Annotated in this window: 26 protein-coding genes; 17 read left to right on the top strand and 9 right to left on the bottom strand. The window is 55.0% G+C overall.

Going from position 1 to position 25,752, the window contains the following annotated elements; all coding sequences use genetic code 11:
• The first annotated feature begins 208 nt into the window (after nucleotides 1-208).
• Complete coding sequence (locus tag DFO52_RS00425) at nucleotides 209-559, top strand: helix-turn-helix domain-containing protein (protein ID WP_029739383.1); 351 nt, start codon at nucleotides 209-211, stop codon at nucleotides 557-559.
• On the opposite strand, the gene DFO52_RS00420 is transcribed toward DFO52_RS00425, so the two are convergent.
• Nucleotides 483-1,397: a LysR family transcriptional regulator gene (locus DFO52_RS00420; RefSeq protein WP_208110462.1), complete on the bottom strand. Its 915-nt coding sequence runs from the start codon at nucleotides 1,395-1,397 to the stop codon at nucleotides 483-485. The two genes, DFO52_RS00425 and DFO52_RS00420, sit on opposite strands and share 77 nt — an antisense overlap.
• Nucleotides 1,398-1,497: 100 nt before the next feature.
• On the opposite strand from DFO52_RS00420, the gene DFO52_RS00415 reads away from it, so the two are divergent.
• From DFO52_RS00415 to DFO52_RS00400, 4 genes are all read left to right on the top strand, one after another.
• Nucleotides 1,498-2,478, top strand: coding sequence for a nitrilase family protein (locus DFO52_RS00415; protein WP_133548742.1), 981 nt, complete (start codon nucleotides 1,498-1,500; stop codon nucleotides 2,476-2,478).
• Nucleotides 2,479-2,555: 77 nt separating this feature from the next.
• Nucleotides 2,556-2,873, top strand: coding sequence for a YebG family protein (locus DFO52_RS00410; protein WP_047647909.1), 318 nt, complete (start codon nucleotides 2,556-2,558; stop codon nucleotides 2,871-2,873).
• A gap of 702 nt (nucleotides 2,874-3,575) precedes the next feature.
• Complete coding sequence (locus DFO52_RS00405; RefSeq protein ID WP_166642340.1) at nucleotides 3,576-4,121, top strand: fimbria/pilus periplasmic chaperone; 546 nt, start codon at nucleotides 3,576-3,578, stop codon at nucleotides 4,119-4,121.
• Between the two features lie 225 nt (nucleotides 4,122-4,346).
• Nucleotides 4,347-4,955, top strand: coding sequence for a helix-turn-helix domain-containing protein (locus DFO52_RS00400; protein ID WP_047647910.1), 609 nt, complete (start codon nucleotides 4,347-4,349; stop codon nucleotides 4,953-4,955).
• 88 nt (nucleotides 4,956-5,043) lie between these two features.
• Here the strand turns inward: DFO52_RS00400 and DFO52_RS00395 are convergent, their stop codons facing one another.
• The 3 genes from DFO52_RS00395 to DFO52_RS00385 all read right to left on the bottom strand — a co-directional run bounded on the left by DFO52_RS00395 (nucleotide 5,044) and on the right by DFO52_RS00385 (nucleotide 7,354).
• Nucleotides 5,044-5,655, bottom strand: coding sequence for a LuxR C-terminal-related transcriptional regulator (locus DFO52_RS00395; protein ID WP_133548738.1), 612 nt, complete (start codon nucleotides 5,653-5,655; stop codon nucleotides 5,044-5,046).
• A 14-nt stretch (nucleotides 5,656-5,669) separates the two neighbouring features.
• A complete protein-coding gene (locus DFO52_RS00390; protein ID WP_133548736.1) occupies nucleotides 5,670-6,299 on the bottom strand; it encodes a hypothetical protein in 630 nt (209 codons plus the stop codon).
• Nucleotides 6,300-6,469: 170 nt separating this feature from the next.
• On the bottom strand, nucleotides 6,470-7,354 hold the full coding sequence (locus tag DFO52_RS00385; protein ID WP_059347813.1) for a LysR family transcriptional regulator: 885 nt from the start codon (nucleotides 7,352-7,354) through the stop codon (nucleotides 6,470-6,472).
• A 114-nt stretch (nucleotides 7,355-7,468) separates the two neighbouring features.
• On the opposite strand from DFO52_RS00385, the gene DFO52_RS00380 reads away from it, so the two are divergent.
• From DFO52_RS00380 to clcB, 9 genes are all read left to right on the top strand, one after another.
• A complete protein-coding gene (locus tag DFO52_RS00380; protein ID WP_072034203.1) occupies nucleotides 7,469-8,596 on the top strand; it encodes an alpha/beta hydrolase in 1,128 nt (375 codons plus the stop codon).
• A 48-nt stretch (nucleotides 8,597-8,644) separates the two neighbouring features.
• Nucleotides 8,645-9,841, top strand: coding sequence for an MFS transporter (locus DFO52_RS00375; RefSeq protein ID WP_133548734.1), 1,197 nt, complete (start codon nucleotides 8,645-8,647; stop codon nucleotides 9,839-9,841).
• A gap of 72 nt (nucleotides 9,842-9,913) precedes the next feature.
• On the top strand, nucleotides 9,914-10,537 hold the full coding sequence (locus DFO52_RS00370) for a glutathione S-transferase family protein (protein WP_133548732.1): 624 nt from the start codon (nucleotides 9,914-9,916) through the stop codon (nucleotides 10,535-10,537).
• Between the two features lie 155 nt (nucleotides 10,538-10,692).
• The gene (locus tag DFO52_RS00365) at nucleotides 10,693-11,430 is read left to right on the top strand and encodes a YoaK family protein (RefSeq protein ID WP_059347812.1); all 738 of its coding nucleotides are present in this window, start codon (nucleotides 10,693-10,695) and stop codon (nucleotides 11,428-11,430) included.
• Nucleotides 11,431-11,706: 276 nt separating this feature from the next.
• Complete coding sequence (osmY, locus tag DFO52_RS00360; protein WP_029739370.1) at nucleotides 11,707-12,417, top strand: osmoprotectant ABC transporter permease OsmY; 711 nt, start codon at nucleotides 11,707-11,709, stop codon at nucleotides 12,415-12,417.
• 18 nt (nucleotides 12,418-12,435) lie between these two features.
• On the top strand, nucleotides 12,436-13,335 hold the full coding sequence (gene osmX / locus DFO52_RS00355; protein WP_133548730.1) for an osmoprotectant ABC transporter substrate-binding protein OsmX: 900 nt from the start codon (nucleotides 12,436-12,438) through the stop codon (nucleotides 13,333-13,335).
• Between the two features lie 8 nt (nucleotides 13,336-13,343).
• Complete coding sequence (gene osmW / locus DFO52_RS00350) at nucleotides 13,344-13,991, top strand: osmoprotectant ABC transporter permease OsmW (RefSeq protein WP_006808875.1); 648 nt, start codon at nucleotides 13,344-13,346, stop codon at nucleotides 13,989-13,991.
• Nucleotides 13,991-15,139 (top strand): osmoprotectant ABC transporter ATP-binding protein OsmV, encoded by a 1,149-nt coding sequence (gene osmV, locus DFO52_RS00345; protein WP_029739367.1) that lies wholly within the window; start codon nucleotides 13,991-13,993, stop codon nucleotides 15,137-15,139. Before osmW ends, osmV begins: the two co-directional genes overlap by 1 nt.
• A 102-nt stretch (nucleotides 15,140-15,241) precedes the next feature.
• Complete coding sequence (gene clcB, locus DFO52_RS00340) at nucleotides 15,242-16,552, top strand: voltage-gated ClC-type chloride channel ClcB (protein WP_133548727.1); 1,311 nt, start codon at nucleotides 15,242-15,244, stop codon at nucleotides 16,550-16,552.
• Here the strand turns inward: clcB and bioD are convergent.
• The 3 genes from bioD to DFO52_RS00325 all read right to left on the bottom strand — a co-directional run bounded on the left by bioD (nucleotide 16,487) and on the right by DFO52_RS00325 (nucleotide 19,560).
• The gene (bioD, locus tag DFO52_RS00335; RefSeq protein WP_023311511.1) at nucleotides 16,487-17,182 is read right to left on the bottom strand and encodes a dethiobiotin synthase; all 696 of its coding nucleotides are present in this window, start codon (nucleotides 17,180-17,182) and stop codon (nucleotides 16,487-16,489) included. The two genes, clcB and bioD, sit on opposite strands and share 66 nt — an antisense overlap.
• 130 nt (nucleotides 17,183-17,312) lie before the next feature.
• Nucleotides 17,313-18,533, bottom strand: coding sequence for a sugar metabolism global transcriptional regulator Mlc (mlc, locus tag DFO52_RS00330; RefSeq protein WP_023311510.1), 1,221 nt, complete (start codon nucleotides 18,531-18,533; stop codon nucleotides 17,313-17,315).
• Between the two features lie 94 nt (nucleotides 18,534-18,627).
• The gene (locus DFO52_RS00325; RefSeq protein ID WP_029739365.1) at nucleotides 18,628-19,560 is read right to left on the bottom strand and encodes a LysR family transcriptional regulator; all 933 of its coding nucleotides are present in this window, start codon (nucleotides 19,558-19,560) and stop codon (nucleotides 18,628-18,630) included.
• A gap of 121 nt (nucleotides 19,561-19,681) precedes the next feature.
• Here DFO52_RS00325 and DFO52_RS00320 point away from each other — a divergent pair, with 121 nt between their 5' ends.
• A complete protein-coding gene (locus tag DFO52_RS00320; protein WP_059346674.1) occupies nucleotides 19,682-20,935 on the top strand; it encodes an MFS transporter in 1,254 nt (417 codons plus the stop codon).
• Between the two features lie 70 nt (nucleotides 20,936-21,005).
• On the opposite strand, the gene DFO52_RS00315 is transcribed toward DFO52_RS00320, so the two are convergent.
• Both DFO52_RS00315 and DFO52_RS00305 read right to left on the bottom strand, forming a co-directional pair.
• Complete coding sequence (locus DFO52_RS00315; protein WP_133548725.1) at nucleotides 21,006-22,397, bottom strand: APC family permease; 1,392 nt, start codon at nucleotides 22,395-22,397, stop codon at nucleotides 21,006-21,008.
• Between the two features lie 356 nt (nucleotides 22,398-22,753).
• Entirely contained in the window at nucleotides 22,754-24,172 is a 1,419-nt protein-coding gene (locus DFO52_RS00305; protein WP_029739362.1) for a glutamine synthetase family protein, read from the bottom strand.
• A gap of 214 nt (nucleotides 24,173-24,386) precedes the next feature.
• On the opposite strand from DFO52_RS00305, the gene puuD reads away from it, so the two are divergent.
• On the top strand, nucleotides 24,387-25,151 hold the full coding sequence (puuD, locus tag DFO52_RS00300) for a gamma-glutamyl-gamma-aminobutyrate hydrolase (RefSeq protein ID WP_029739361.1): 765 nt from the start codon (nucleotides 24,387-24,389) through the stop codon (nucleotides 25,149-25,151).
• A 25-nt stretch (nucleotides 25,152-25,176) separates the two neighbouring features.
• Nucleotides 25,177-25,734 carry an HTH-type transcriptional regulator PuuR gene (puuR, locus tag DFO52_RS00295; RefSeq protein ID WP_013096835.1) on the top strand — a complete coding sequence of 186 codons (558 nt, stop codon included), beginning with the start codon at nucleotides 25,177-25,179 and terminating at the stop codon, nucleotides 25,732-25,734.
• The last annotated feature ends 18 nt before the right edge of the window (nucleotides 25,735-25,752 follow it).

The following is a 25,752-nucleotide window of genomic DNA, read 5'->3' as shown; positions in this document are numbered from 1 at the left end:
ATACACTATCGCGGCGATTGTAGGAAGGCGCTTAACTAAGTGCAAGAATAATTGTTGCACTTTATGTGCTATTTGATGAGATGTGAAAAGACCCGTTTCGGTCAGGGATTTAAATGTAACAATAAAACTTGCAATTAATACAAAAACGCGCCACCTTTTAATGCAACAGACAAAGATACCTTTTGACAGGCAGCGTGGGAGTAACCAGATGAACACTGGCGCATTTATGCATGATTTACTCGACTGGATCGACAACAACCTGGATAGCCGTCTGGACATTGAGTCCGTCGCCAGGCGTTCCGGCTACTCAAAATGGCACCTCCAGCGCCTGTTCAAAGAGCATACGGGCTATCCCCTCGCCGGGTATATTCGCGCGCAAAAGCTGCAAAAATCGGTTGAGCGCTTAACCCGCAGCGATGAACCGATTCTGAACGTGGCGATCGCGCTGGGCTTTGACTCACAGCAGTCCTTCAACCGCAGCTTTAAGCGTCAGTATGGTCAGGCGCCCGGGGCATGGCGGCGGAGCATGGCTGGCCCGGAAACGCAGCAGCTACGCTAGCAATGAAATTGTCACGGATGACATCCTCCCTGCCTGCGTCCCAGGCGATGCCCACCTTCCAGCTGATTGACTTCCCCGTTAGCGGAATCATCACCAGCTCCGGCGGCGCGATATGCGTCACGCTGGTGGGCAGAATGGCCACACCGATACCCGCAATCACCATCGCGACGATAGTTTGGATATCGTCAGTCAGCTGAGTCGATGAGACGAAAAGGCCGTTGTCATGCAGGAAGCGGTCTATCTGCGCGTTTAAACCCCGCCCTCGCTCATCATACAGCCGCAACAGAGGGCGTTTCGTCAGCCACTCTGCGGCAGAGAGTGTCGGCGATGCGGCGGGCGCAACCAGAACCAGCCGATCGGTAAATAACGGCAGGTATTCAAGCGCCACGGGGGGAGGAACCCTGACAAAACCGACATGTAGCTCATCATTTTGCAATCGCTCGTACTGCTGGAAGGAAGGCAGATCCGTCAATGACATTTCTACTTCCGGATAGTCCCGACGAAAGTCAGCGATACAGCGTGGCGCCAGATAAAAGCTTGAGAGTCCGAACCCGACGGAAATATGCCCTTCAACCCCTTTCGATACCCGCTCAGCGTGCTGCATAAATTGCCGGATCTGCCTGACCACCTTCTCAGCCTCTGGCAGCAAACGCCTGCCGCTGGCGGTCAGCATTGCGCCGTGACGACCTCGTGTAAACAGAGACATATTCACCTGTGATTCGAGGAGATTGATCTGTTTGGTCAATGCCGGCTGCGAGATAAACAGCGCCCGCGCCGCATCGGCATAATTACCTTTTTCCGCCAGCATCAAAAACGCCTTTAGCAACCGGGTGTTCATTTTCGCATTCCAGATGGTTATCGAATTCAGAAATGTTTTGATTATACAGTTATCGGTAATCGTTATGTAATTCAGTCTCGATGACAACAGGAGACGCATCATGAACGAACTGACATCCTTAAAGGCGGCAACCGTACAGTTTCAGCATCAGGCCAGTAACAAAAAATACAACCTCCTGATAATGGAGAAATTTATTGAACAGGCGGCGCTTGAGCAGGTGAACATTCTCACTTTCCCTGAAATGTGCATCACCGGCTACTGGCATGTCCCTAAGCTCAACGCAGCGGAAGTGTCTGCGCTGGCAGAGCCGATTGCTGACAGCCCTTCCCTGACGCTCATTAGTTCCCTGGCGATAAAACATCAAATGCTTATTGGCGCCGGACTTATTGAACGCGCCGACGATGGTCGCCTCTACAATGCGTATGTTGCCTGTATGCCGGACGGCTCAATGCACACGCATCGTAAGCTCCATGCTTTTGAACATCCGGCCATCAGCAGCGGGGATAGCTTTACCGTTTTTGATACGCCGTGGGGCGTGAAGGTCGGGATCCTGATTTGCTGGGACAATAATCTGGTCGAAAATGTACGCGCGACGGCGCTGCTGGGTGCCGATATTTTTCTCGCGCCGCATCAAACAGGCGGTACCGATTCCCGCAGCCCTCACGGGATGAAGCCTGTTCCGCTGGCGCTCTGGGAAGAGCGGGAAACGCGCAAGGACGAAATTACGGCCGCATTCAAAGGGCCAAGCGGCCGGGAATGGCTTATGCGCTGGCTGCCAGCCCGCGCGCATGACAACGGAGTATTTCTTCTCTTCAGCAACGGTGTCGGTGCGGATGACGACGAGGTGCGCACGGGAAATGCCATGATCCTCGACCCGTATGGAAGGATCGTGAATGAAACCTGGGCGGCTGAAGATGTGATGGTGAGCGCTGAGCTGGATTTAAGCCTGCTTGCTATGAGCACCGGTCGCCGCTGGATCCACGGTCGTCGTCCTGATTTATACCAGATACTGACGCAGCCGCAGGGCTATGAACGTGATGCGATCAGCGCACGATTTTCGAATGTTCCCCCTTCTCGCTAGAAATGTGCTCACTTTTTAGCTGCAAGATAAACCAGGAACTGTTATACTGTATATAATTACAGTATGAGGTGCGCATAATGGCTGTTGAAACAAAATTTGTTGTCGTTAGAAAAGGTGAAGAGAAAATGACATTTGCCAGTAAGAAAGAGGCTGACGCTCACGACAAGCTGCTCGATATGGCAGACGCGTTCACCGACTGGCTGTTGCAAAGCGGAATGCAGATGGATGAAACGCAGGCTGAAAATCTTGGCCTGTATCTCGCCGAGCAGAAAGAGACCGTGCAGCATATTCTTCGTACCAGCAAGCTTCCCGATCTCAATACTCCAGCTGCTGCGGATAAAACAGAATCCGATGCGGCTGACACGAAAAAAATCAGGGCTGTGAAAGCGGCCTGATTGTCAGAAAATCATCACCGATCCGAAAGCCGTGAGCTGATAACCGCTTACGGCTTTTTTAGCTGTCAGCAGGGATCCACAGCTGATTGATGTTAACGATTATATTGACCCTTAACGTTTGTTTGAGCGTTCGTTCGTCCCGCATGTCGGACTCGAAGGCTGCGCTGTAGGTTATAAACCACGCCATTTAATTAGCAGTTCCGGTATGTGTTCTTACAGCCTTTGCCAATCGGTAGGTACAGCATGTCGGATTGGCGCAGCGGTTAGGGTGCCAGCCTTAAACATCTCACTTTCCCGGGTACATAATAATAGATGCTATAATGCGCCCGGTAATAATAGACACCTTTTATTCTATACAGAGCGGTATTTTTCTTTTTATTTTCTTTTTATTAAAGAAAAATCAACATTGCTTTCGTAGTTATAGTGCAATCCTGTTACCAGGCAAAAGCCTGGGTAATAACGTCTAAAAATCTATTCTGCCTGCGGATACATCAGATTGGTTCATTCTTGAACGCGGTTTTGCGATAATAGCGGATAATTAAAAAACGTTAACTCTGTTGTAACAACCAGCACACAATCCTTTTAAGGACATACAAAAAGAGACTTTTCTTAACTTCACCAGTATCATATTTTAATATCTGCAAGACACTCCAGATATTAATTTCACGGGGTCTATTTTAATTATTTATTGTGGAGTCAGGATTGAAAGCCACATTGCGTATATTAAATGACTGGGTTACAACTGCCCTTATTAATAATACCTGCAACACTGCCAATATTGGCGGCATCCGGTTTTTATATGAAGCGGTTAAAAAAGAATTTTCATTAAGCGTGCACAACCCGGACGATAAAGCGAATCTAACGCGCCTTATTATTGCAGGCACACTTTACCAGGATAAAGAGTCGTTGCACAGGCTCTGCGTCAAGGCGATCCCGTCTGCGTCTTGGGAAAATAATACCCAACAGATTGCCGTCTTCACCAGTACCAAACTTATCAATCGTTCTGGCGCGCTTAAGGAAGCCGACTCAGATAAACAGATCGATAAACTCAACTGGCATGCTACAGACGAGCGGCTGGAAGGACTTTTTAATGGGACCTTCAGCGACGGAAAAATGGGGGGTATCGATACTGCCTCAGCAGTTGGCACGCCGACGCTTCAAACCCATACACGCGCTTTGAGTATGGGCGCTGGCGCCACACCCCGTAAAATCAGTCCTGTTATTACCATGTCATCTGCATACCACTAAGGTCAGGCTCAGTACGTAAAACCGCTATCGGCAGGCGGTTTCATATTTGTTTTTCCTCCCCAGGATGTCCAGATGAAGCTAGTACTCCCAACCCAATATTCTGTTCAGCGCCTTATAAACTTCCAGAACGATTGTTCCGATACGTTCTGATTCGGAATTTTTATCATCTTTTCAAAAACTCTTCTATCATAAATTAAGAATTATTATTTTTTGGTAACCATAAGTATGAAACCTGAAACACATTTTAATGCACTGATCAAGGCAGCCTCTGACACCAGGCGGATCCAGAGTGCTAAGCCACGTCAGCTCATTACGCTGGAGAAGCAAACTGAGCCAGTAACGTTTATCCTGCATGAGGGAGTCGTTGCGATATACAGAAGCAGCGATCGGCTTCTAATTAAATATATCAGAGGCCCGATGATTACTGGGATGAACGAATTAATTGACACCAACGCCGGCATTTTTATAAAAGCCTACAAAAGCGTTAGCTATGAGATCTTACCTACAAAAGAGATGCTTGACGTCATCAATACACAGGAGTTATGGAAAGATGCTTCATACTGTTATATGTATGCCGTCCGTCAACTGCTCCTCGCCCACTATTCATCCGTCGGGCTATCAACCTATGAGCTGATACGACTGAATTTGATTGCCCTGATGAATGAAGATGAAGCGCTCAGCGATCATGTCAACGTCAGTGATTATATTCTGGAAAAAACCCGACTTTCACGCAGTCGTGTGATGAAAATACTGGGTGATTTACGTATCGGTGGTTATATCGAGATCAATCGAGGGATTCTTAAAAAAATAAATAAATTACCTGAAAAATATTAAACGCATTAACTGGTAATTAACGCAGGGTCATTATGTCAGACAGCGAATATCATGTAATAAATGACCTGATGGAAGAACAGCTGCCGCATCAATGCGGCGGCTGGAGCTTTTGTATCGCTTTGCGCAGTTCCAGATCATTTTTTACTCCCAGCTTAAACATAATCTTTCGTTTGTGGGTACTGATCGTTTTCTGACTTCGAAACATTTCGCGTGATAATTCAATTCCGGTTTTACCACTTTTCAGGCCACTAAGTACTTTTCTTTCTGCATCGGTAAAAAACATACCGTCGGATATATTATTCTTTTGCTCCCTGAGTCGCAGGAAGTGAGCACTGATATAACGTTGACTTTTCATACTGTGTTTTATCAGCTCACGCAGTTCCAGCAAACGTTCATCCACACAAAGCAGCGAACACCGGTATGACTTCATTAGCTGAAGCGCCAGCTTCTCCTGACACGCAGAGAGCATAACCAGCGCAGTACCTTCACCTGGCCGGCAGAGACCTTCGTACTCCGCGGCGGTGATATCAGTAAGTGCGTCATACGCGGTGAAATCAAGCAAAGTCAGATGTGCATTATCATGCCGTATAAGTTCATAATTCCATTCTGGATTTTGCTCACGAAAAGCCTTTAAGCTGGATAGAAACCCATTCAGTAGAGTCGGATGAACCACGCGAGAATAAATAGTAAAAGTAAACATAGTCCTCCAGATGTTCAGACTGAACAGATCTGATCCAAACGGTTAAGCAGATCCAGCCAACTGGCTGACTTTTGTAGCCCCAGACGCAACCGAATGTTTTGTTTATGGGTGAAGACCGTTTTGTATCCCATATGGCGCAGACTGGCGATTTCATAGGCATTCAGACCTCGGGCGCAGTCGATAAGAATATTCAGCTCCGAGTGTGTGAGCCTGTTTTTTTTATTCATGTTATTTATTAGCGCGGGGCGTAAAGGCAAATATCCTGATCTGAAACTGGTGGATTTCATGCGCTGAGGGAGTTCCTCTTCCAGGTAATTTTCGCAGAGCAGCGTCTGTACACCAAGCTCGTACATCAGTCTGGTAAGAAGAACATCCCGCTTAGCGACCCAGACGATAGTTTCTTTTCCCAGCATTATTAGATGTTGAATCAGCCGTAATAGCGCATATATTTCTTCACCGGCGCCACTAAGGCCTGCAGCGAATAGAGACGTTTGATCGGTAACGGGGGTTACCTCCTCTATCAGCGCGTCTGGTTCAATCACCAGCAGGGAACCGTTGGCGACCTGGATGCTGTTTTTTGCCACATTTCGAAATAGAGGCCGAGGCTCGTAAAGTATTATTTCTGTTATTTTTGGCTGAGGCATCGTATCAATTATAAATATAAATGAATATAGATGATATTAGAGAAACAGGCTGTAATGTAGGAGTTGTTTTGTGTCCAATAAAGGATGTCAATTGCAGAAAATTATTTCCCAGGGATTTCCTGTGCTTACTTTGCAGTTTGCGAGGCGTATTCTCGAAAGACAACACCGCCCTAAATTTTCAGCGTATCAATCACCGCTCTAAGCGCAGGCGACACGTTACGGTGCGGATAATAGAGATACAGTCCGTCCATGCGCAGGCTATAGCGCTGCAACACCCGGATAAGCGTTCCGCGCTCCAGATCGTCAGCCACCAGCTCCACCGGGACATAGGCCAGCCCAAGCCCCAGCCGGGCGGCTTCGGCTTCCATGTAGCTGTCAGACAGCGCCCATTGCCCCTCTGGCCTATGGGTGATTTTTTTCCCGTCCTGCACCAGCTCCCACTGATAGTCACTCCCGTCGGCAAACTGGTAGGCAATGCAGGGGTGCGCCACTAAATCCGCAGGCGTCTGAGGAAAACCGTAGCGTCTGAAGTGTTCCGGGGCAGCCACTGCGGCCATTTCCATATCAGGCGTGATACGTACTGCAATCATTCCCTGCCCCACTTCCGGCCCGAGTCTGACACCCGCATCGAACCGCTCGGCGATAATGTCGACGAAGCGGCTTTCATTCATCAGTTCCAGCCTGATGTCCGGGTAACGCTGTTTAAAAATGGCGAGCTTTGGCAGCAGACATTTGTCGATAGCGTGCTGGCTGGCATTAATACGTACCGTGCCGGACGGCGTCTGACGATAGTGTGCCAGGGTCGCCAGGCCCGTATCGAGCGTATCGAACGCGGACTCGGCGGTCCGGTAAAGCTGTTCCCCCGCGTGGGTTAGCGAGAGCTTGCGCGTGGTGCGGACCAGAAGCTGAACGCCCAACCGCTCTTCCAGCTCGCGAACCGAGCGGCTGATCCCGGATTGCGCCAGCCCAAGCCGCTGCGCAGCCGCCGTGAAGCTCCCCTCCCGTACCACCTGCATGAACAGGTAAAGCTCATTATAGTTTTCCCGTTTCGCCATCATGCTCACCAATTTATAACAATATGATATGAATTCTAGCAGCTTTCGGCCTCTAATCAGCACTATTTCTGCTAACTATAATGACCGCAACACAACAACCCAGGGTCTATTTTCATGAAAACATTCACCCAAAAACTGTCTGTTGCGATGCTGCTATGTGCATCATTAAGTGGAGTGACAACAATGAGCTATGCAGAAACCACCAACCCAAACGCGCCTGTTTCGATGGTGAGCACATGGGATAAAACCTTCGCCGAAAGTGACAAAGTCGATCACCGCAAGGTGTCCTTCCAGAACCGGTACGGGATCACCCTGGTGGGCGATCTGTATCTTCCTAAAAACCTCGGTGACCGCAAGCTGGCGGCGATTGCGGTCAGCGGGCCGTTTGGCGCGGTCAAAGAGCAGTCCAGCGGTCTGTATGCGCAGACCCTGGCGGAAAATGGGTTTGTGACCCTGGCGTTCGATCCGTCCTATACGGGCGAAAGTGGCGGCCAACCGCGCAACGTCGCCTCTCCGGATATCAACACTGAAGACTTTAGCGCGGCGGTGGATTTCCTGGGATTGCAGAAAGAGGTTGATCGTAACCGCATTGGTATTCTCGGCATCTGCGGCTGGGGCGGTATGGCGCTGAATGCGGCCTCCATGGACACCCGCGTGAAAGCGGTCGCCACCAGCGTGATGTACGACATGAGCCGGGCGATGGGTCACGGCGTGGGCGACGGGAAAGATCGCTACTCAACGTCTGAACGCCATGCCGTTCTGCAGTATCTGAACGCACAGCGCTGGAAAGATGCAGAGAACGGGACCTTCGCGCACGGTGGACATGACATTTATGTCGATGAGAACGGCAAAGTGACGGCGGCTGAACGTATTCTGCCAGAGGCGTTGCCAGCAGACCCGCACCCGGTGCTGAAAGAGTTCTATGACTACTACCGCATGCCGCGCGGCTTCCACGCGCGCTCCGTCAACTCCACCGGCGCGTGGACCGCGACCACGCCACTATCCTTTATGAATATGCCGCTGCTGAGCTACGCCGGGGAAATTACTATCCCGACGCTTATCGTCACCGGTGAAAAGGCACACTCCCGCTACTTTGCCGAAGATGCGTTTAAAGCGGTCGGCAGCAAGCAGAAGCAACTGGTGATTGTCCCGGGCGCAAACCATGTCGATCTCTACGACAACGTTGCCGGGAAAATCCCGTTCGGCCAGTTTGAACAGTTCTTCAAAACCAGCCTGAAATAAACCTCTCTGCCGCCCGTTTTCGCGGGCGGCGCTTTGTGAAAGATGACTATGTCCACTCTGAATCCTGCCTCCTCACAGAATGAGGAACGCGCGCACTGGGGCGGTATTTTTGCCATGACCCTGTGCGTATTTGTCCTGATTGCCTCGGAATTTATGCCCGTCAGCCTGCTCACGCCCCTTGCCAGAGATTTGGGCGTTACGGAGGGGCTCGCTGGCCAGGGGATCGCCATTTCCGGCGCGCTGGCGGTTCTGACCAGCTTCTTCCTTTCCAGGCTTGCCGGGAATATGAACCGCAAACACCTTCTGCTGGGCATGACGCTTCTGATGGCGCTCTCGGGGATGATTATCGCTTTCGCCCCAAACTATCTGGTTTACATGACCGGCCGCGCGCTGATCGGTATCGCTATAGGCGGGTTCTGGTCCATGTCTGCCGCAACGGCCATTCGCCTCGTTCCGCAGCATCAGGTATCGCGCGCGCTAGCGATATTCAACGGGGGCAACGCGCTGGCGACGGTAGTCGCCGCCCCGCTCGGGAGCTATCTCGGCGCCACCATTGGCTGGCGCGGCGCCTTCCTGTGCCTGGTTCCCGTGGCGATAGTGGCGTTCCTCTGGCAATGCTTTAGCCTGCCCGATATGAACGGCAATAAAAATACGACGTCACGTGCATCCGCCTTTGGGTTATTCCGCCAGCCGGTGGTTTCCATTGGTCTGCTGGCCTGCGGTCTGTTCTTTATGGGGCAGTTTGCGCTGTTTACCTATGTGCGTCCGTTTCTCGAAACCGTCACGCAGGTGACCCCCTCCGGCCTATCGCTGATTTTACTCACCATCGGCGCCGCGGGTTTTATTGGCACACTGCTCGTTGCCATTGTTCTGAACGCGGCGTTTTACCTGACGTTAATCGCCATTCCCCTGCTGATGGCCGTTATTGCAGGCGTGTTGATACTGACCGGCCACAGCGTGTGGATCGTTTCCCTGCTGTTAGGCTTCTGGGGGATGCTGACGACGGCGGCGCCAACGGGATGGTGGACATGGATTGCGCGAACGCTGCCGGAAGATGCTGAAGCCGGCGGCGGATTAATGGTCGCCGTAATCCAGCTTTCTATTGCGCTGGGTTCAACGGCCGGTGGCCTGGTATTCGACCATAGCGGCTGGCAGAGCACGTTTGCATTGAGCGGCATGTTGCTCCTGGGCGCGGTTGTGCTGACGCTTCTGCTTTCGCGTCTTCACAAATCACTCGCCGGATGATTTGTTGACGCTTTTCTCAACCGCTGGTGTATTGTTTTTAAACGATTCATCACTCTGAAGAGAAGCGGCGACATGATTAACATCCTCGGCAAAACCACCTCCATTAACGTGCGGAAAGTGCTCTGGACCTGCGAAGAGGCGGGCCTCGCGTATCAACAGGAAGATTACGGCAGCGGTTTTGCGTCAACGGAAACGGATGCCTTCCGCGCGCTGAACCCCAACGCCATGGTGCCGGTGCTGGTCGATGACGATTTCGTGCTGTGGGAGTCCAACGCCATCTGCCGTTACCTGGCGCGCAAGGCCGGGCGTCACGATCTGCTGCCCGCAGAACCGCAGGCCTGCGCCAACGTCGAGCGCTGGATGGACTGGCAGGCAACCGAATTTAATAACGCCTGGCGCTATGTCTTCCCGGCGCTGGGGCGTAAAAACCCGGACTTTAACGATCCTGCACGGATTGCGGCGGGAATAAAAGAGTGGAACCACTGCATCACCATTCTGGAAAACCATCTGCAGCAGACCGGCGCCTATGCGGCAGGCGAGACGTTTACCCTTGCGGACGTGGTGCTTGGTCTGTCGGTGAATCGCTGGAAGATGACGCCGTTTGATAAGCCCGACGTGCCGGCGATTGAGGCCTGGTTTGAACGTCTTAACCAGCGCCCGGCGTTTTTGCGTCACGGCAATAACGGCATGATATAAAGTATTTACGCCCCCATGATGAGCAAGGATATTTTATTTAATTACTAAACCCTTAAACGTGTCAGAGGGAATAATAATTAAGCCATATCCTGGACAGCCCGTTGCACCGCTTTGCTAGCCTGACTATTCAGGCAAAGCTCAACCTGGAGGTATTCTTGCTGATTAGACTCAAGAAAGAACGAACGCATAAGGAGGATCGCCGGCTTGCTCTCTGGCTGGCGACCTCGGCAGGTTTGCTGAATGCCATCGCCCTTGGTGCATTTGGTTTTTTCCCCTCACACATGACCGGCAACACCTCACAGTTATCCAGCGAAGTCTCCTCCACCGATCTCAGCGATATTATTTTCTTCGGCTCGATTATTCTCTCCTTTGTCGCAGGCGCTATTCTTGCCCGCATGATTGTAATATGGGGCATTATCCATAACGTCAGGCTGGTTTTTTGCCAGATTCTGTTTGTCGAGGGGATATTGCTGACCGGCGTCTCCTTCTATGAGATGTATTTTCACGCCCTCACCAGCAACCGCGTGATTATTCTTTTTCTGTGCGGCCTGATGGGCATTCACAATTCTACCTCCACGCAGCTTTCCGGCGGACGGGTGAGATCGACGCACATTACCGGCACGCTGACGGACGCGGGGATATCCCTGGCCTCCGTAATGGTGGCGATGCTGCGCAGGGATTACTCCAAAGATACGGCGGCGCAAAAAAGTCAGCTGAAAACCCACTTAACCACCCTGTTCTCGTTTATTACGGGCGGTATCGCGGGGCTGCTGCTGTTCAGGTGGATCGGGTTTAACGCCATGCTGGCGCTCGGGTTGATGCTCGCCGTGGTCGCTATCGTTTCAATTATCACCGTCTCGACGCGGGTTCGACGCGTTCGCGCCTCTCTATGAAAATAATGACCTGTATTGGGCGTAAGAGCTCTTTAGATGTGACGTTGTCACATCTAAAAATTCGCTTTAGGACTATTCTGCCTGCCCCTCAATCAGCCCTTACACCATAAGGCTTAACGCCAGGTTGTCACTGTTTTCATAGGGTTACTGATTTTACCCCTTCGCTGGAACCCTTCCCAAACGCTTGCTATAGGTGAAATACCCCTGCCGAAACATGGCATAACAACAGGCAACCGGTGGTTGCTATAACGCATGCGCACAGGGAGACACACCGCAATGCACCCATTACTCAAACGTTCGCTGCTGTTTGTCGGCGCCATTATCGTGGTTCTCGCCCTCCTCGTCTGGGGTATCGGGATGGAGACGATAAAGGCGCGCCAGGTTGACCTGGTCTATCTCGGGCAACAGCACATGATTCTGGTTTTCTCATCCATGTTTTTTGCCCTGCTGGTGGGCATCCCGGCCGGTATTCTGCTGAGCCGCCCGGCCGCGCGGGGTATCGCCGAATATGTGATGCAAATCTTCAACGTCGGCAACACGCTGCCGCCGCTGGCCGTTCTGGCGCTGGCGATGGTGGTGATTGGCATTGGCGATACGCCCGCCATCATCGCCCTGTTCCTCGCCTCGCTGCTGCCGATCGTGCGTAACACCTACGCCGGGCTGTGCTCGGTCCCGCCGTCGCTGCTGGAAGCGGCAAACGGCATCGGGATGACCAAATGGCAGCGCCTGCGTCAGGTTGAGCTGCCAGCCGCCTGGCCGGTCATGCTGTCGGGGATCCGCATCGCCACAGCCATTAACGTCGGTACCGCGCCGCTGGCGTTCCTGATTGGCGCCAGCAGCTACGGCGAGCTGATTTTCCCCGGTATTTACCTGAACGATTTCCCAACCCTGATCCTCGGCGCGGCGGCCACCGCCCTGATCGCCCTGATCCTCGATACCCTGCTGGCGGCGCTGGGTCGCGCGATGAGTCCACATCTCGCTCGATAACAATAACAAGGAGCTTTTATGAGACTGTTTTCCGGCCTGACGGCGCTGTGTGCCGCGGCGCTGTTCACCAGCCAGACAATGGCGGCCCCGCTGATTCTGGCGACCAAGAGCTTTACCGAGCAGCACATTCTCTCGGCGATGACCGTGCAGTACCTGCAGAAAAAAGGTTTCCAGGTCCAGCCGCAAACCAACATTGCTACGGTCATCTCCCGCAACGCGATGATCAACAAGCAGATTGACATGACCTGGGAGTACACCGGCACGTCGCTGATCATCTTTAACCACATCAACAAGCGCATGTCGCCGCGGGAGTCTTACGAGACGGTGAAACGCCTGGACGCGAAGCACGGTCTGGTCTGGCTCAAACCCGCCGACATGAACAATACCTACGCTTTCGCCATGCAGCGCAAGCGCGCCGAGGCGGAGCATATCAACACCATGTCGGAGATGGTGGCGAAGATTGAGCAGGTCCGTAAAACCAACCCGGACAAAAACTGGCTGCTGGGCTTAGACCTGGAGTTTGCCGGGCGCAGCGACGGCATGAAGCCGCTACAGGCGGCCTACAAGATGGATCTGGACCGTCCGCAAATCCGTCAGATGGACCCCGGTCTGGTCTATAACGCGGTGCGCGACGGCTTCGTTGACGCCGGTCTGATTTACACCACCGACGGGCGCGTGAAAGGCTTCGACCTCAAGGTGCTGGAAGACGATAAAGGCTTCTTCCCGAGCTACGCGGTGACGCCGGTGGTGCGTAAGGACACGCTGGAGGCCAACCCCGGTCTGGAAGAGGCGCTCAACACCCTCTCGGCCCAGCTCAACAACGACGTTATCACCGAGCTGAACAAGAAGGTGGATATCGACCATCAGTCACCGCAGCAGGTCGCCCGCGATTTCCTGCGTAGCAAACAGCTGCTGTAGGAGGCGCTATGGAGACGATTCACTACATTCTGGACAACTGGGATTACCTCTTAACCCTGACGCTGCAGCACCTGTGGCTGGTGGCGCTGGCCGTAGGTTTAGCCATCATCATCGGCGTACCGCTGGGCATTCTGATTGTCCGCCACAAGTGGCTGGCAACGCCGGTGCTGGGGATTGCCACCATCGTGCTGACCATTCCGTCCATCGCCCTGTTTGGCCTGATGATCCCGCTGTTTTCGCTGATCGGTCAGGGTATCGGTGCCCTGCCCGCAATCACGGCGGTGTTTCTCTACTCGCTGCTGCCGATTGTGCGTAACACCCATACGGCGCTCGACAGCCTGCCGCCGGGCCTGCGCGAAGCCGGACGCGGCATCGGCATGACGTTCTGGCAGCGCCTGCGCTGGGTTGAAATTCCGATGGCGCTGCCGGTGATTTTCGGCGGCATCCGCACCGCCGTGGTGATGAATATCGGCGTGATGGCGATTGCCGCCGTGATCGGCGCGGGCGGTCTGGGCCTGCTGCTGCTCAACGGTATCGGCGGAAGCGATATTCGCATGTTGATTGCGGGCGCGCTGATGATTTGTCTTTTAGCGATTGTGCTCGACTGGCTGCTGCACCGTCTGCAGGTGGTTCTGACTCCAAAGGGGATTCGATAATGATAAAACTGGAAAACCTCACTAAACAATTTTCACAGAAGCACGGCCAGACTTTTAAGGCCGTCGACAACGTTAACCTGACCGTGCCCGAAGGGGAAATGTGCGTCCTGCTCGGCCCGTCCGGCTGCGGAAAGACCACCACCCTGAAGATGATTAACCGCCTCATTACCCCAAGCAGCGGGACGATCCTGATCAACGGTGAAGACACCAGCGGAATGGACACCGTCACCCTGCGCCGCAACATTGGCTACGTGATCCAGCAGATTGGCCTGTTCCCGAACATGACCATCGAAGAGAACATCACCGTCGTGCCGCGCATGCTGGGCTGGGATAAAGCGCGCTGCAAAACCCGCGCCGAAGAGCTGATGGATATGGTGGCGATGGATCCGCACAAGTTCCTGAATCGCTACCCGCGCGAAATGTCCGGCGGCCAGCAGCAGCGTATCGGCGTGATCCGAGCCCTGGCGGCGGATCCTCCGGTACTGCTGATGGATGAACCCTTCGGCGCGGTAGACCCGATCAACCGCGAGGTGATTCAGAACCAGTTCCTGGAGATGCAGCGCAAGCTGAAAAAAACCGTCATGCTGGTGAGCCACGATATCGACGAAGCCCTGAAGCTCGGCGACCGTATTGCGGTGTTCCGTCAGGGGAAAATCGTTCAGTGCGCCAGCCCGGATGAACTGCTGGCGAAACCGGCGAATGAGTTTGTCGGCTCGTTTGTCGGTCAGGACCGCACCCTGAAGCGCCTGCTGCTGGTATCAGCGGGCGACGTCACCGACCAGCAGCCGACCATTACGGTGCGGGGCTCTACTCCGCTTCCCGACGCCTTTGCGACCATGGATGATAATGACATTCGTGCCGTTACCGTGGTCGACGAACACGGTAAACCGCTGGGCTTTGTGAAGCGTCGCGAAGCGCGTAACGCCAGCGGTACCTGCGCCGACATCCTGCATCCGTTCCGCATGACCGGCAAGGCGGAAGATAACCTGCGCGTGGTGCTTTCACGTCTGTATGAAAGCAATACCAGCTGGATGCCGATCGTGGATGAGGACGGTCGTTACAACGGCGAGATTTCGCAGGACTATATTGCCGAGTACCTGAGCTCCGGACGCACGCGCCGGGCGCTGAATATTCATAGCGACAGCTAACCTTTCTGGCCGGGCATCGCCCGGCCTTTTCGCACGCAGACCTTTTGCTAACCCCGCGATTTCCCGCCACAATATCGTATCGTCCCCGTTTAATCGCGACCCATGCTACGTCTTCATACCTACCCTGACATCCGCGCGATGTTTCGCCGACTGCTGATTGCCACCGTCACCGGCGTGCTGGCCGCGCTGGCCGTGGCGGTATTCCGCCACAGCATGTACCTGCTGGAGTGGCTGATTCTCAGCAACGACAGCGGCAGCCTGGTGAATGCCGCCGCGTCGCTCTCGCCCTGGCGGCGCGCATTGACGCCAGCGCTGGGCGGGCTGGCTGCCGGGCTGCTGCTCTGGGGATGGCAGCGTCTGACCGCGCAGCGGCCTCATGCTCCCACCGATTACATGGAAGCGCTGGAGACCGGAGACGGCCAGTTTGACTACGGCGCCAGCCTTGTGAAATCCCTTGCCTCGCTGCTGGTCGTGGCCAGCGGAAGCGCCATCGGGCGTGAAGGGGCGATGATCCTGCTTGCCGCCCTCGCCGCCTCTCTTTTCGCCCGGCGCTTTACGCCCAAATCCGAATGGAAATTATGGATTGCCTGCGGTGCCGCCGCCGGGATGGCCAGCGCCTACCATGCTCCGTTAGCAGGAAGTCTGTTCATCGCGGAAATTCTGTTTGGCACGCTGATGCTGGCCTCGCTCGGCCCCGTGGTTATTGCGGCGGTGGTTGCGCTTCTCACCACTCAGCTCCTGGCACCGGGCGCGGGTACGCTCTACGCGGTCCATCTGAGCGGCAACCTCACCGCGCCCGATTATGCTTTTCTCGTCGCGATGGGGCTGGTGGCGGGCCTTAGCGGACCGCTGCTGATGTGGCTGATGGACTTCTGCCACGGGCTTTTCCTGCGCCTCAAGCTTTCGCCGCCGTGGCAGTTGGCGCTGGGCGGTGCGATCGTCGGGCTGCTGTCTCTCCTCACGCCGAAGGTGTGGGGGAATGGCTACAGCGTGGTTCAGGCTTTTCTGCTCGCCCCGCCGCTGCTGTCGGTGATTGCCGGGGTGTTTATCTGCAAGCTGCTGGCGGTACTGGCGAGCAGCGGATCGGGCGCGCCGGGCGGGGTGTTTACGCCCACGCTGTTTGTCGGGATGGCAACGGGGATGCTGTTTGCGCAGCTGTTCGCGCTGTGGCTACCGGGTTCTGAGACGGCGATTCTGCTGGGGCTGGCGGGAATGGCAACGCTACTTGCCGCGACCACGCATGCGCCCATTATGTCGGCGCTGATGGTCTGTGAAATGACCGGGCAGTATTTTTTGCTGCCCGGCCTGCTGGTCGCCTGCGTGGTGGCGTCCGTATTGTCGCGGACGTTACGCCACGACTCGATCTACGGTCAACACGCCACCGAGGGCAGAGAGATCGATGTATTGCGCTAGCTCGCGCTGCTCGGCGCGGGGCAGATAAGGCAGCTCACCCACCAGCGGTCCGGGCAGTTTTTTGCTCAGCACATCGATGATCTCCGCGTAGTGGGCCAGGCCCGGGTTGATGCGGTTTGCTACCCAGCCAATCAGCGGCAGGCCGTCATTGGCGATCGCCTGCGCCGTCAGCAGCGCGTGGTTGATGCACCCTTCCTGGATACCCACCACCATCACTACCGGAAGCTGCTCCTGCACGACCCATTCAGAAAGCGGACGCAGGTCGTTCATCAGGCTGCGCCAGCCGCCCGTCCCTTCCACCACCACGTGGTCAACCTTCTCGCTCAGGTTCGCCAGTCCGTCGGACAACAGGGGATAATTAATCAGGCCGCTGTGCGCTACGCTGCTCTCCTCTTCGCTTAACGCAATGGGATTGACCGCGTGATAAGGCAGTTCCAGTGACGAGACGCTTTGCAGCACCAGGGCGTCTTTATTACGCAATCCCTCTGGCGTCTCTTTACTGCCTTTTGCGACCGGTTTGTACCCTGCCACGCGTTTACCGCTTGCTGCCAGCGCCTGCAGCAATGCGCGGGATACGACGGTCTTGCCGACAGAGGTATCTGTACCAGTAACAAAGAAACGCTTAAGCATGACTCACTCCACCTCTTGGGTATGCTTCGAAAATATAAACCAGGTAAATAATTCAGTGGAGGAAGTCTACGGGATGCGTGCGCTACCCGGCTTGAGATAGCGCAATTTTTCTTACATCTGCGAAAAAGAGTTACCCCTGCAGCAGGCGGATCAACAGCGAGCCGTTATACATGGCGTCTTTGACCAGCGCCGCGCCGGCCATGGTTCCCTGGTTGGAAAACTGGGTGCTTTCTACCGCAATATTTTTGCTGTAGGCGGGAAGCGACTGCTGATGGATACAGGCCGAAATCGCCGGGAAGAGGATCTCCGCCGCCTGGCTCAGCGGTGAGCCAATAAGGATTTTTTGCGGATTAAAGAGATTCACCATGATGGCCAGAATGCGGCCAACGTTATTACCCACCCCGGTAATAATGTCCTTCGCCAGCAGATCGCCCTGGCGCGCGGCGGCGCAGAGGGAATCCACCGTTAAGGGTTGTCCGTGCAGCGAGGAGCTCATGGACTGGCTCAGCCGAACCTGCGCCAGCTCGAGCACGCTTTCGACGCTGGCAATGGTCTCCAGACAGCCGTGGTTTCCGCAGTAGCATCGCTTGCCGTACGGATCGACCTGGGTGTGACCAATTTCCACCAGGCTACTGCTTCCGGCGTGGAGAAGACGTCCGTCGGTGATCACGCCCGCCCCGACGTTATGATCGATGACCACCTGAATCACATCCCGCGCGCCGCGCGACGCGCCAAACAGCGCCTCCGCCATCGTCCAGGCGCTGATGTCATGCTGAATATAGACCGGCACGCCGGTATGATTTTTCAGCACCTCACCAAGCGGCATCTCTTTGACATCGTCGTAAAACGGCATGCGGTGAACAATACCGTTTTCGGTATCAATAATTCCCGGCATGGTGATGGCAATCGCCGTTAAGCGCTCAAGCCGCTGCTGATGGCGGATAAAGAAGTGATCGATATGCGAGACAATCGCGTCGAGGAGCGGTTCCTCCGCGTTGAGCGGCAGTTCAAGCCGGTCTTCCACCACCAGCTTGCTGCTCAGGTCACGCAGCGCAAGGAAGATCTCCCCCCGGCTGATGCGCAGTGACAGGTAGTGCCACGCTTCCGTTTCAACCACCAGCCCGACTGCCGGACGGCCACGGCTGCCCGGCTCCTGAATTTCCGTCTCCTGAACCAGGTGCGCTTCCAGCATCTCGCGGACAATCTTGGTGATACTGGCAGGTGCCAGTTGTGCCAGGCGCGAAAGATCGATACGCGAAACCGGACCAAGCTGATCAATCAGGCGATACACCGCGCCAGCGTTGGTCTGCTTAATCTGATCGATATGCCCTGGCTGACTATCAGCAACCACCTCGTACTCCCTTATTTTCGAGCTTCGAAATAAACTGTTTGCTATGGTGAAGCACTTGCATGGCCGTCGTCAAATATTTACTTAGCCATGTGATTTACCGCACATTTTTACCCTCTTTTCCGTGGAAATGCCGCCCGGCAGAGGCGCTAATTAGCTGCTGTTTGAAGCGCTGTGCGGCATGGCTCTGTTCACGGTGTTTTGACCACACCAGCCACATTTCGGAAACGGCATCCTCTTCGGCAATGGTCACCCAGCGCATTTCGCGCAGCTGCACCCGTTTAAAGGAGGCCGGAAGAATAGACACGCCCAGTCCGGCCGCCACCAGGCCTATAATGGTCATCGCTTCCCCTACCTCCTGGGTGATGACCGGGGCAAGATCGTAGCGGCGCATCAGTCCCAGGATATCGTCATACAGGCCCGTCCCGACCTGCGGGTCAAAAAAGACAAACGGCTCTTTTGCCAGCTCTGCCAGCGAAACGGCCGGACGCGACGCCAGCGGGTGATCGTGCGGGATCATCGCCATCAGCGGCTCGCGCAGGATCACCTCCCACGCCAGCGTGTCCGGCAGCTGGGTGTTACGCATCAGCCCCAGATCCAGCGAACCCTCATTCAGCGGGGCAATCTGCTCGCGGGTGTTGATTTCGCGCGTCTGAATGTGAACATCCGGAAAGTGGCGACGGAATGACGAAAGGGTCTCCGAGACGGCGCTGATAAACGGCGCGGAAGAGGTAAACCCGATTCGCAGCTCTCCGGCCTCCCCGAGATAGAGCCGTTCTGCACGGGCGGCGGCGTCATCAACCATGCTCAGGATTTGTCTGCTGTCGATCAGGAACTGCTTACCCGCCGCCGTCAGGCTCACGCTGCGGTTAGTGCGGGCCAGAAGGCGCGCCCCGACCTGTTGTTCCAGGATCTGAATCTGCTGGCTTAACGGTGGCTGAGAGATATTCAGCCGTGCCGCCGCGCGGCCAAAATGCAGCTCCTCGGCGACGGCGACAAAGTAGCGAAGATGACGCAGCTCGATATTCATATTTTTAAAGTATCATTTGAGATTATTAATATATTAGACAGAATATTTACATTTTCCTACCCTGAACATGTGGTCATACCCGTCACCAGAAATCACGGGGATGTTTAAGCAAGGAAACAGTGTGAGCCGTACAACGACTATTGATATCGATCCGGCAAGAGATATCAATGATTTACCCGCAGCACCGCAGCCGGTCCAGTTCATTAAACGTGGTACTCCCCAATTTATGCGCGTCACGCTGGCGCTCTTTTCCGCCGGTCTGGCCACCTTCGCCCTGCTCTATTGCGTTCAGCCGATCCTGCCCGTTCTCTCTCATGAGTTTGGCGTATCGCCTGCCAGCAGCAGTATTTCACTCTCTATTTCTACCGGCATGCTGGCGATTGGCCTGCTCTTTACCGGGCCGCTGTCCGACGCCATTGGCCGTAAACAGGTGATGGTGACCGCGCTGATGCTGGCGTCGGTCTGCACGTTGCTCTCGACCATGATGACCAGCTGGCACGGTATTCTGGTGATGCGCGCGCTGATTGGGCTCTCGCTCAGCGGCGTGGCGGCGGTGGGGATGACCTACCTCAGCGAGGAGATCCACCCGAGCTTTGTTGCTTTCTCTATGGGGCTTTACATCAGCGGGAACTCGATTGGCGGAATGAGCGGCCGCCTGCTGAGCGGGGTCTTTACGGACTTCTTTAACTGGCGTATTGCGCTGGCGGTCATCGGGTGCTTTGCGCTGGCATCAGCCCTGATGTTCTGGAAAATTCTGCCGGAATCACGTCATTTCCGCCCGACATCGCTGCGCCCAAAAACGCTGTTTATCAACTTCCGCCTGCACTGGCGTGATAAAGGGCTGCCGCGCCTGTTCCTGATGGGATTCCTGCTGATGGGCGCCTTCGTCACGCTGTTTAACTATATAGGCTACCGCCTGATGCTCTCCCCGTGGCATCTGAATCAGGCCGTTGTCGGCTTGCTTTCTGTGGCCTATCTCACCGGCACCTGGAGCTCGCCGAAAGCCGGGGCGATGACCGCACGCTATGGCCGCGGTCCGGTACTGCTGGTATTCACGGGCGTGATGTTACTCGGCCTGCTGCTGACGCTCTTCTCCTCCCTGTGGCTGATTTTTGCCGGAATGCTGCTCTTCTCCGCGGGGTTCTTCGCCGCTCACTCGGTCGCCAGCAGCTGGATTGGCCCGCGCGCGCGTCGCGCCAAAGGTCAGGCATCGTCGCTGTATCTGTTTAGCTATTACCTGGGTTCCAGCATCGCCGGGACCCTCGGCGGCGTGTTCTGGCATAACTACGGCTGGAACGGCGTGGGCGGGTTTATCGCGCTGATGCTGTGCGCGGCGCTGCTGGTGGGGGCAAGTCTTCATAAACGTCTGAGATAGTAAGGGACTGATCTCCGGTAAGACGAACGATCCCGATAAACGGCACCAGCGTACTGGTGCCGTTTCACGTTCAGGAATCCCAGGCCTGCTCTATCTTAGCGGCTTCAAACTGCGGAGGCGGTTTTCGGAATCGGCGCGTTAGCCATGTCAGGTAAAGGATCCCCAGTGCCGCCCAGATGAGGCCAAGCGTCAGGGACGTCGCTTCGAGGTTTATCCACAGCACCCCAACCGTTACGGCACCAATGAGCGGCAGCAGAAGATAGTGGAACCGATCTTTCCACGTTTTGTTCATCCCCTTACGCCGCCAGAAATGGTTGTATACCGAGAGATTTACAAACGTAAACGCCACCAGAGCGCCAAAGTTGATCAGCGCCGTCGCGGTCACGAGGTCAAAGTACAGGGCCGACAGCGCCACTATCCCTACCATAATGACGTTCAGGGCCGGAGTCCGCCATTTCGGATGCACGTAGCCAAACACCCGCTCCGGAAAGACGTTGTCACGCCCCATCACATACAACAAGCGTGAGACGCTGGCGTGCGAGGCCAGGCCTGAAGCGAGCGTATTTACAAACGTGGTACACAGAAACACCGACTGAAAGAGCTTGCCTCCCACGTACAGTGCAATTTCCGGCAGCGCGGCGTCCGGGTTCTTGAAGCGCGCGATCGTCGGGAAAAAGAGCTGCATGAAAAACGAGGCAACAATGAATATCAGCCCGCCATACAGCGCGGTCAGGAAAATGGCTTTGGGAATCACCCGCGCCGCGTTTGGCGTCTCCTCCGACAGCGTGGTGACCGCGTCAAAACCGAGGAAAGAGAAGCAGACGATAGTCGCGCCGGTAATAATAGGGATCAGGTGTGCGTTCTCGCTGATAAACGGCTGTAGCGACCAGACGGTGCCGACGCCCTCACCCTTGTGCAGGCCATGCACCACGAGTATGACAAACACCACCATGATGGCGACCTGCACCAGCACGAACAGGGTGTTAAAGTTGGCGACCAAATTAACGCTCTTCAGATTCGCCAGCGTCAGGATCGTCACAAACCCCACCACCCAGAGCCACGGCGGGACTTCAGGGAACAGCGCGGAAAGGTAGATCTTCGCCAGCAGCACGTTGATCATCGGCAGGAAGAGATAGTCCAGCAGCGATGACCAGCCGACCATAAAACCCAGGTGGGGTCCGATCGATTTCTGCGTGTAGGTGTACGCAGAGCCCGCTTCCGGGAACTGTCGTACCAGCTTGCCGTAGCTGATGGCGGTAAACATGACGCCGGCCAGCGCCAGGAGATACGAGGCGGGCACGTGGCCATTGCTGATACCGGACACAATGCCGAAGGTATCAAACACGGTCATGGGGGTGAGGTAAGCCAGCCCCATCATGACTACCTGCCAGAGCTTGAGGGAACTGCGCAGCCGGGTTCTTCCGGCGATGCCCGGCGAGTCAAGAGAGGTGTTAGTCGCCATAAACCGTCCCCCCCATGCTTACCGTGGTTTGCAATTGCGTTGACCTTGACGCAAACCTGCTTAGCAAAGGGGGAAGTTGTAAAGAACAAACGCGATCGAACCAGCGCACCGTCTCTGGTTCACACTCACAGCAGGAGCCTGACTGGCCCCCTTCGCCCTGCGGATAGTTGAACATCTGCATCATTTCTTACCTCGTCACACTGTGTCGTTAAGAAAATCCCTGTGCCGCCTGCGCTCCATAACGCGACTCCCGGGAGATAGCTGGCGTGCCAGCGAACAGTTAGGCCAGGCTCCGCGCAGGCCGTTGGGTGATACGTATGCGATGAAACAAAGCGGCCCCTTACCGGGGCACGTTATCAGGCGTTTTTCAGCATCCACTCAATTTCAGTTTCGGTAATCAGGCGTTCAAACTGCAGTAATTCATCATTTTTGCAGGCGTGATAGACGTGGCAGAAACGCTCGCCCAGCCGCTCGCGAAGATGATCGTTTTGCATAAATTCCCACAGCGCATCGCTCTGACGGATCGGGAACGGCAGTCCGTCCTGCTCCAGACCATTGCCTTCAACTTCTTCCTGCAGGGGTAAATCGTTATCCAGCCCATGTAGAATGCCGGCAAAAATCGCCGCCATCACCAGATACGGATTCGCGTCTGCTCCCGCCACCCGGTACTCGACCCGATGGTTATGGCGATCGCCGCACGGGATACGCAGGGCAACCGTGCGATTGTTGTGTCCCCATGAGGCCTGCGTCGGCACGTACATTCCCGGCTGGAAACGGCGGTAGGAGTTGACGTTCGGTGCCAGCAGCGCCATGGACGCCGGCATAAGGTCGATCATCCCGGCCAGCGCGCGTTTCAGCAGCGCGGAATCCTCACCGCTGGCGTCTGCGAGCACGTTTTCGCCTCTGTTATTTTGCATGCTGATGTGGATATGCATCCCGCTGCCCGCATGCTCTTCATACGGCTTTGCCATAAACGTGGCGTGCATCTTATGTTTTTCCGCCATCTGCCTGACGAGACGTTTTAGCGCCAGCGCATCATCGCAGGCATCAAGCACGTTTTCCGTATGGTGCAGGTTAATCTCAAACTGGCCCGGGGAGGCCTCGGCCACTGCCCCGTCGGCGGGGATCAGCTGCAGCTGCGCCAGCTCGTCAATGTCATTCAGCACGTCAGCAAAGTGGTTCAGGTTGTCAACCGAGTAGACCTGACTCTGCGTGTTACGCACGTCGGTGCCCGGCGCGCAGGGTGGCTGCAGATAGCCTTCGGCATCGCGTTTACGGTCAAGCAAATAGAACTCCAGCTCTACCGCTACCACGGGGAACAGACCGCGCTGGCGCAGCTGCTGCCAGAGTCGGTTGAGTACGTTCCGCGGCTCAACGTCAAAGGGAGCGCCATCTTCATCGACCATGGTGAGCTGCACCTGACCAATGTATTCCGGGTCGGCGGCGGACGGCGTCAGGGTGCCCGGTACCGGCACGCAGATACAGTCCGGCTCGCCGAGCTCCTGCCCCAGGCCCGCCTCTTCTACGACGTTACCCAAAATGTCCATGGCGAAAACCGATGCCGGGAAATAGCAGCCTTTTTCAAGTTTGCTCAGTCCGGCAACCGGGATACGTTTGCCGCGAAAACAGCCGTTCAGGTCGGTCAGGAGGACATCAATAAACTGGGTGTCAGGATACTTTTCTAAATAGCGCTTCACTTCCTGCGTAAAGGCGCTGCCCCGCCTCTCATCCGTGTGCTGCACAAAGTTCTCAACTTCTACGATATTGGTTTCCATGATTTACCACCGTTTTTGGGATTTGCGTTCGCTGCTGTGGACTGTCAAATATAATGTCCACCCTATCGAATTTGTATGCAAACAAATTGTTTGTCAAATGTTAAATTAAGTTTGCAAAAGGCAGATCCCGTTGCTAGATTGAGAAAATATTGAACGAAAAGGCCGTTCCAGAGGTGAGAATGGCCTAAATTTAGTCCACTTTGTGAGGGCGATCATGGAAAATATAATGAACAAGCCAGTTATTGGCGTGGTGATGTGTAGAAACAGGCTTAAGGGTCATGAGACCCAGACCCTGCAAGAAAAGTACCTGAATGCCGTTATTAACGCGGGGGGCTTACCTATTGCCTTACCGCATGCGCTGGCGGAGCCTGAGCTAATGGCCGCTCTGCTGCCAACCCTGGACGGAATTTACCTGCCGGGCAGCCCAAGTAACGTGCAGCCGCACCTTTATGGTGAAAACGGCGATGAGCCTAACGCCGATCCCGGGCGAGATCTTCTGAGCATGGCGCTGATTGCCGCCGCGCTCGAAAGGCGCATCCCCATTTTCGCCATCTGCCGGGGGCTGCAGGAACTGGTTGTTGCGACGGGAGGGACGCTGTATCGCCGCCTGTTCGAGCAGAACGACCTGCTTGAACACCGGGAGGATGCTGAATTGCCGGTTGAGCTACAATACGCCCCGTCTCATGAAGTTCAGGTTCAGGAGGGAGGACTGCTGTCTCAATTAATTCCAGGCTGTAACAAATTTTGGGTAAACTCGTTACACGGGCAAGGTGCACGAACGTTAGGACCACGGCTCCGCGTGGAGGCCCGTTCGACGGACGGGCTGGTCGAAGCGGTTAGCGTTCATGACCACCCTTTTGCCCTCGGCGTGCAATGGCACCCCGAATGGAACAGCAGCGAGTACGCCCTGTCACGCATGTTGTTTGAAGGTTTTATCACTGCCTGTCAAAGCCACGTTGCCGAGAAGCAACGGCTTTGACCACTATCGTAAAGGAAATGCAACTATGAGCGATGACGGACTGGCGCCAGGGAAACGTCTGTCAGAGATCCGCCAGCAGCTGGGTCTCTCGCAGCGGCGTGCCGCCGAACTGTCTGGGTTAACACACAGTGCCATCAGCACCATTGAGCAGGATAAAGTCAGTCCTGCCATCAGTACGCTGCAAAAGCTGCTGAAAGTTTATGGGCTGTCGCTCTCGGAATTCTTTTCGGAACCGGAAAAACCTGATGAACCGCAGGTGGTTATTAATCAGGAAGATCTTATCGAAATAGGCAGTCAGGGTGTTTCGATGAAGCTGGTTCATAACGGAAATCCGAACCGTACGCTGGCGATGATTTTTGAAACTTACCAGCCTGGAACCACGACCGGAGAGAGGATCAAACATCAGGGTGAGGAGATCGGAACGATACTGGAAGGTGAAATAGTGCTAACCATTAATGGCCAGCCATATCACCTGGTTGCGGGGCAGAGCTATGCCATCAATACCGGCATACCGCACAGCTTCAGCAACACCTCGGCAGGCATCTGCCGCATTATCAGTGCCCACACCCCCACCACGTTCTAATTACCACTCGGTCCCGGC

It is taken from the genome of Enterobacter sp. AG326 (genome assembly GCF_004362415.1).
Classification (GTDB): domain Bacteria; phylum Pseudomonadota; class Gammaproteobacteria; order Enterobacterales; family Enterobacteriaceae; genus Enterobacter; species Enterobacter asburiae.
This window is presented reverse-complemented; position numbering and strand designations above follow the sequence as displayed.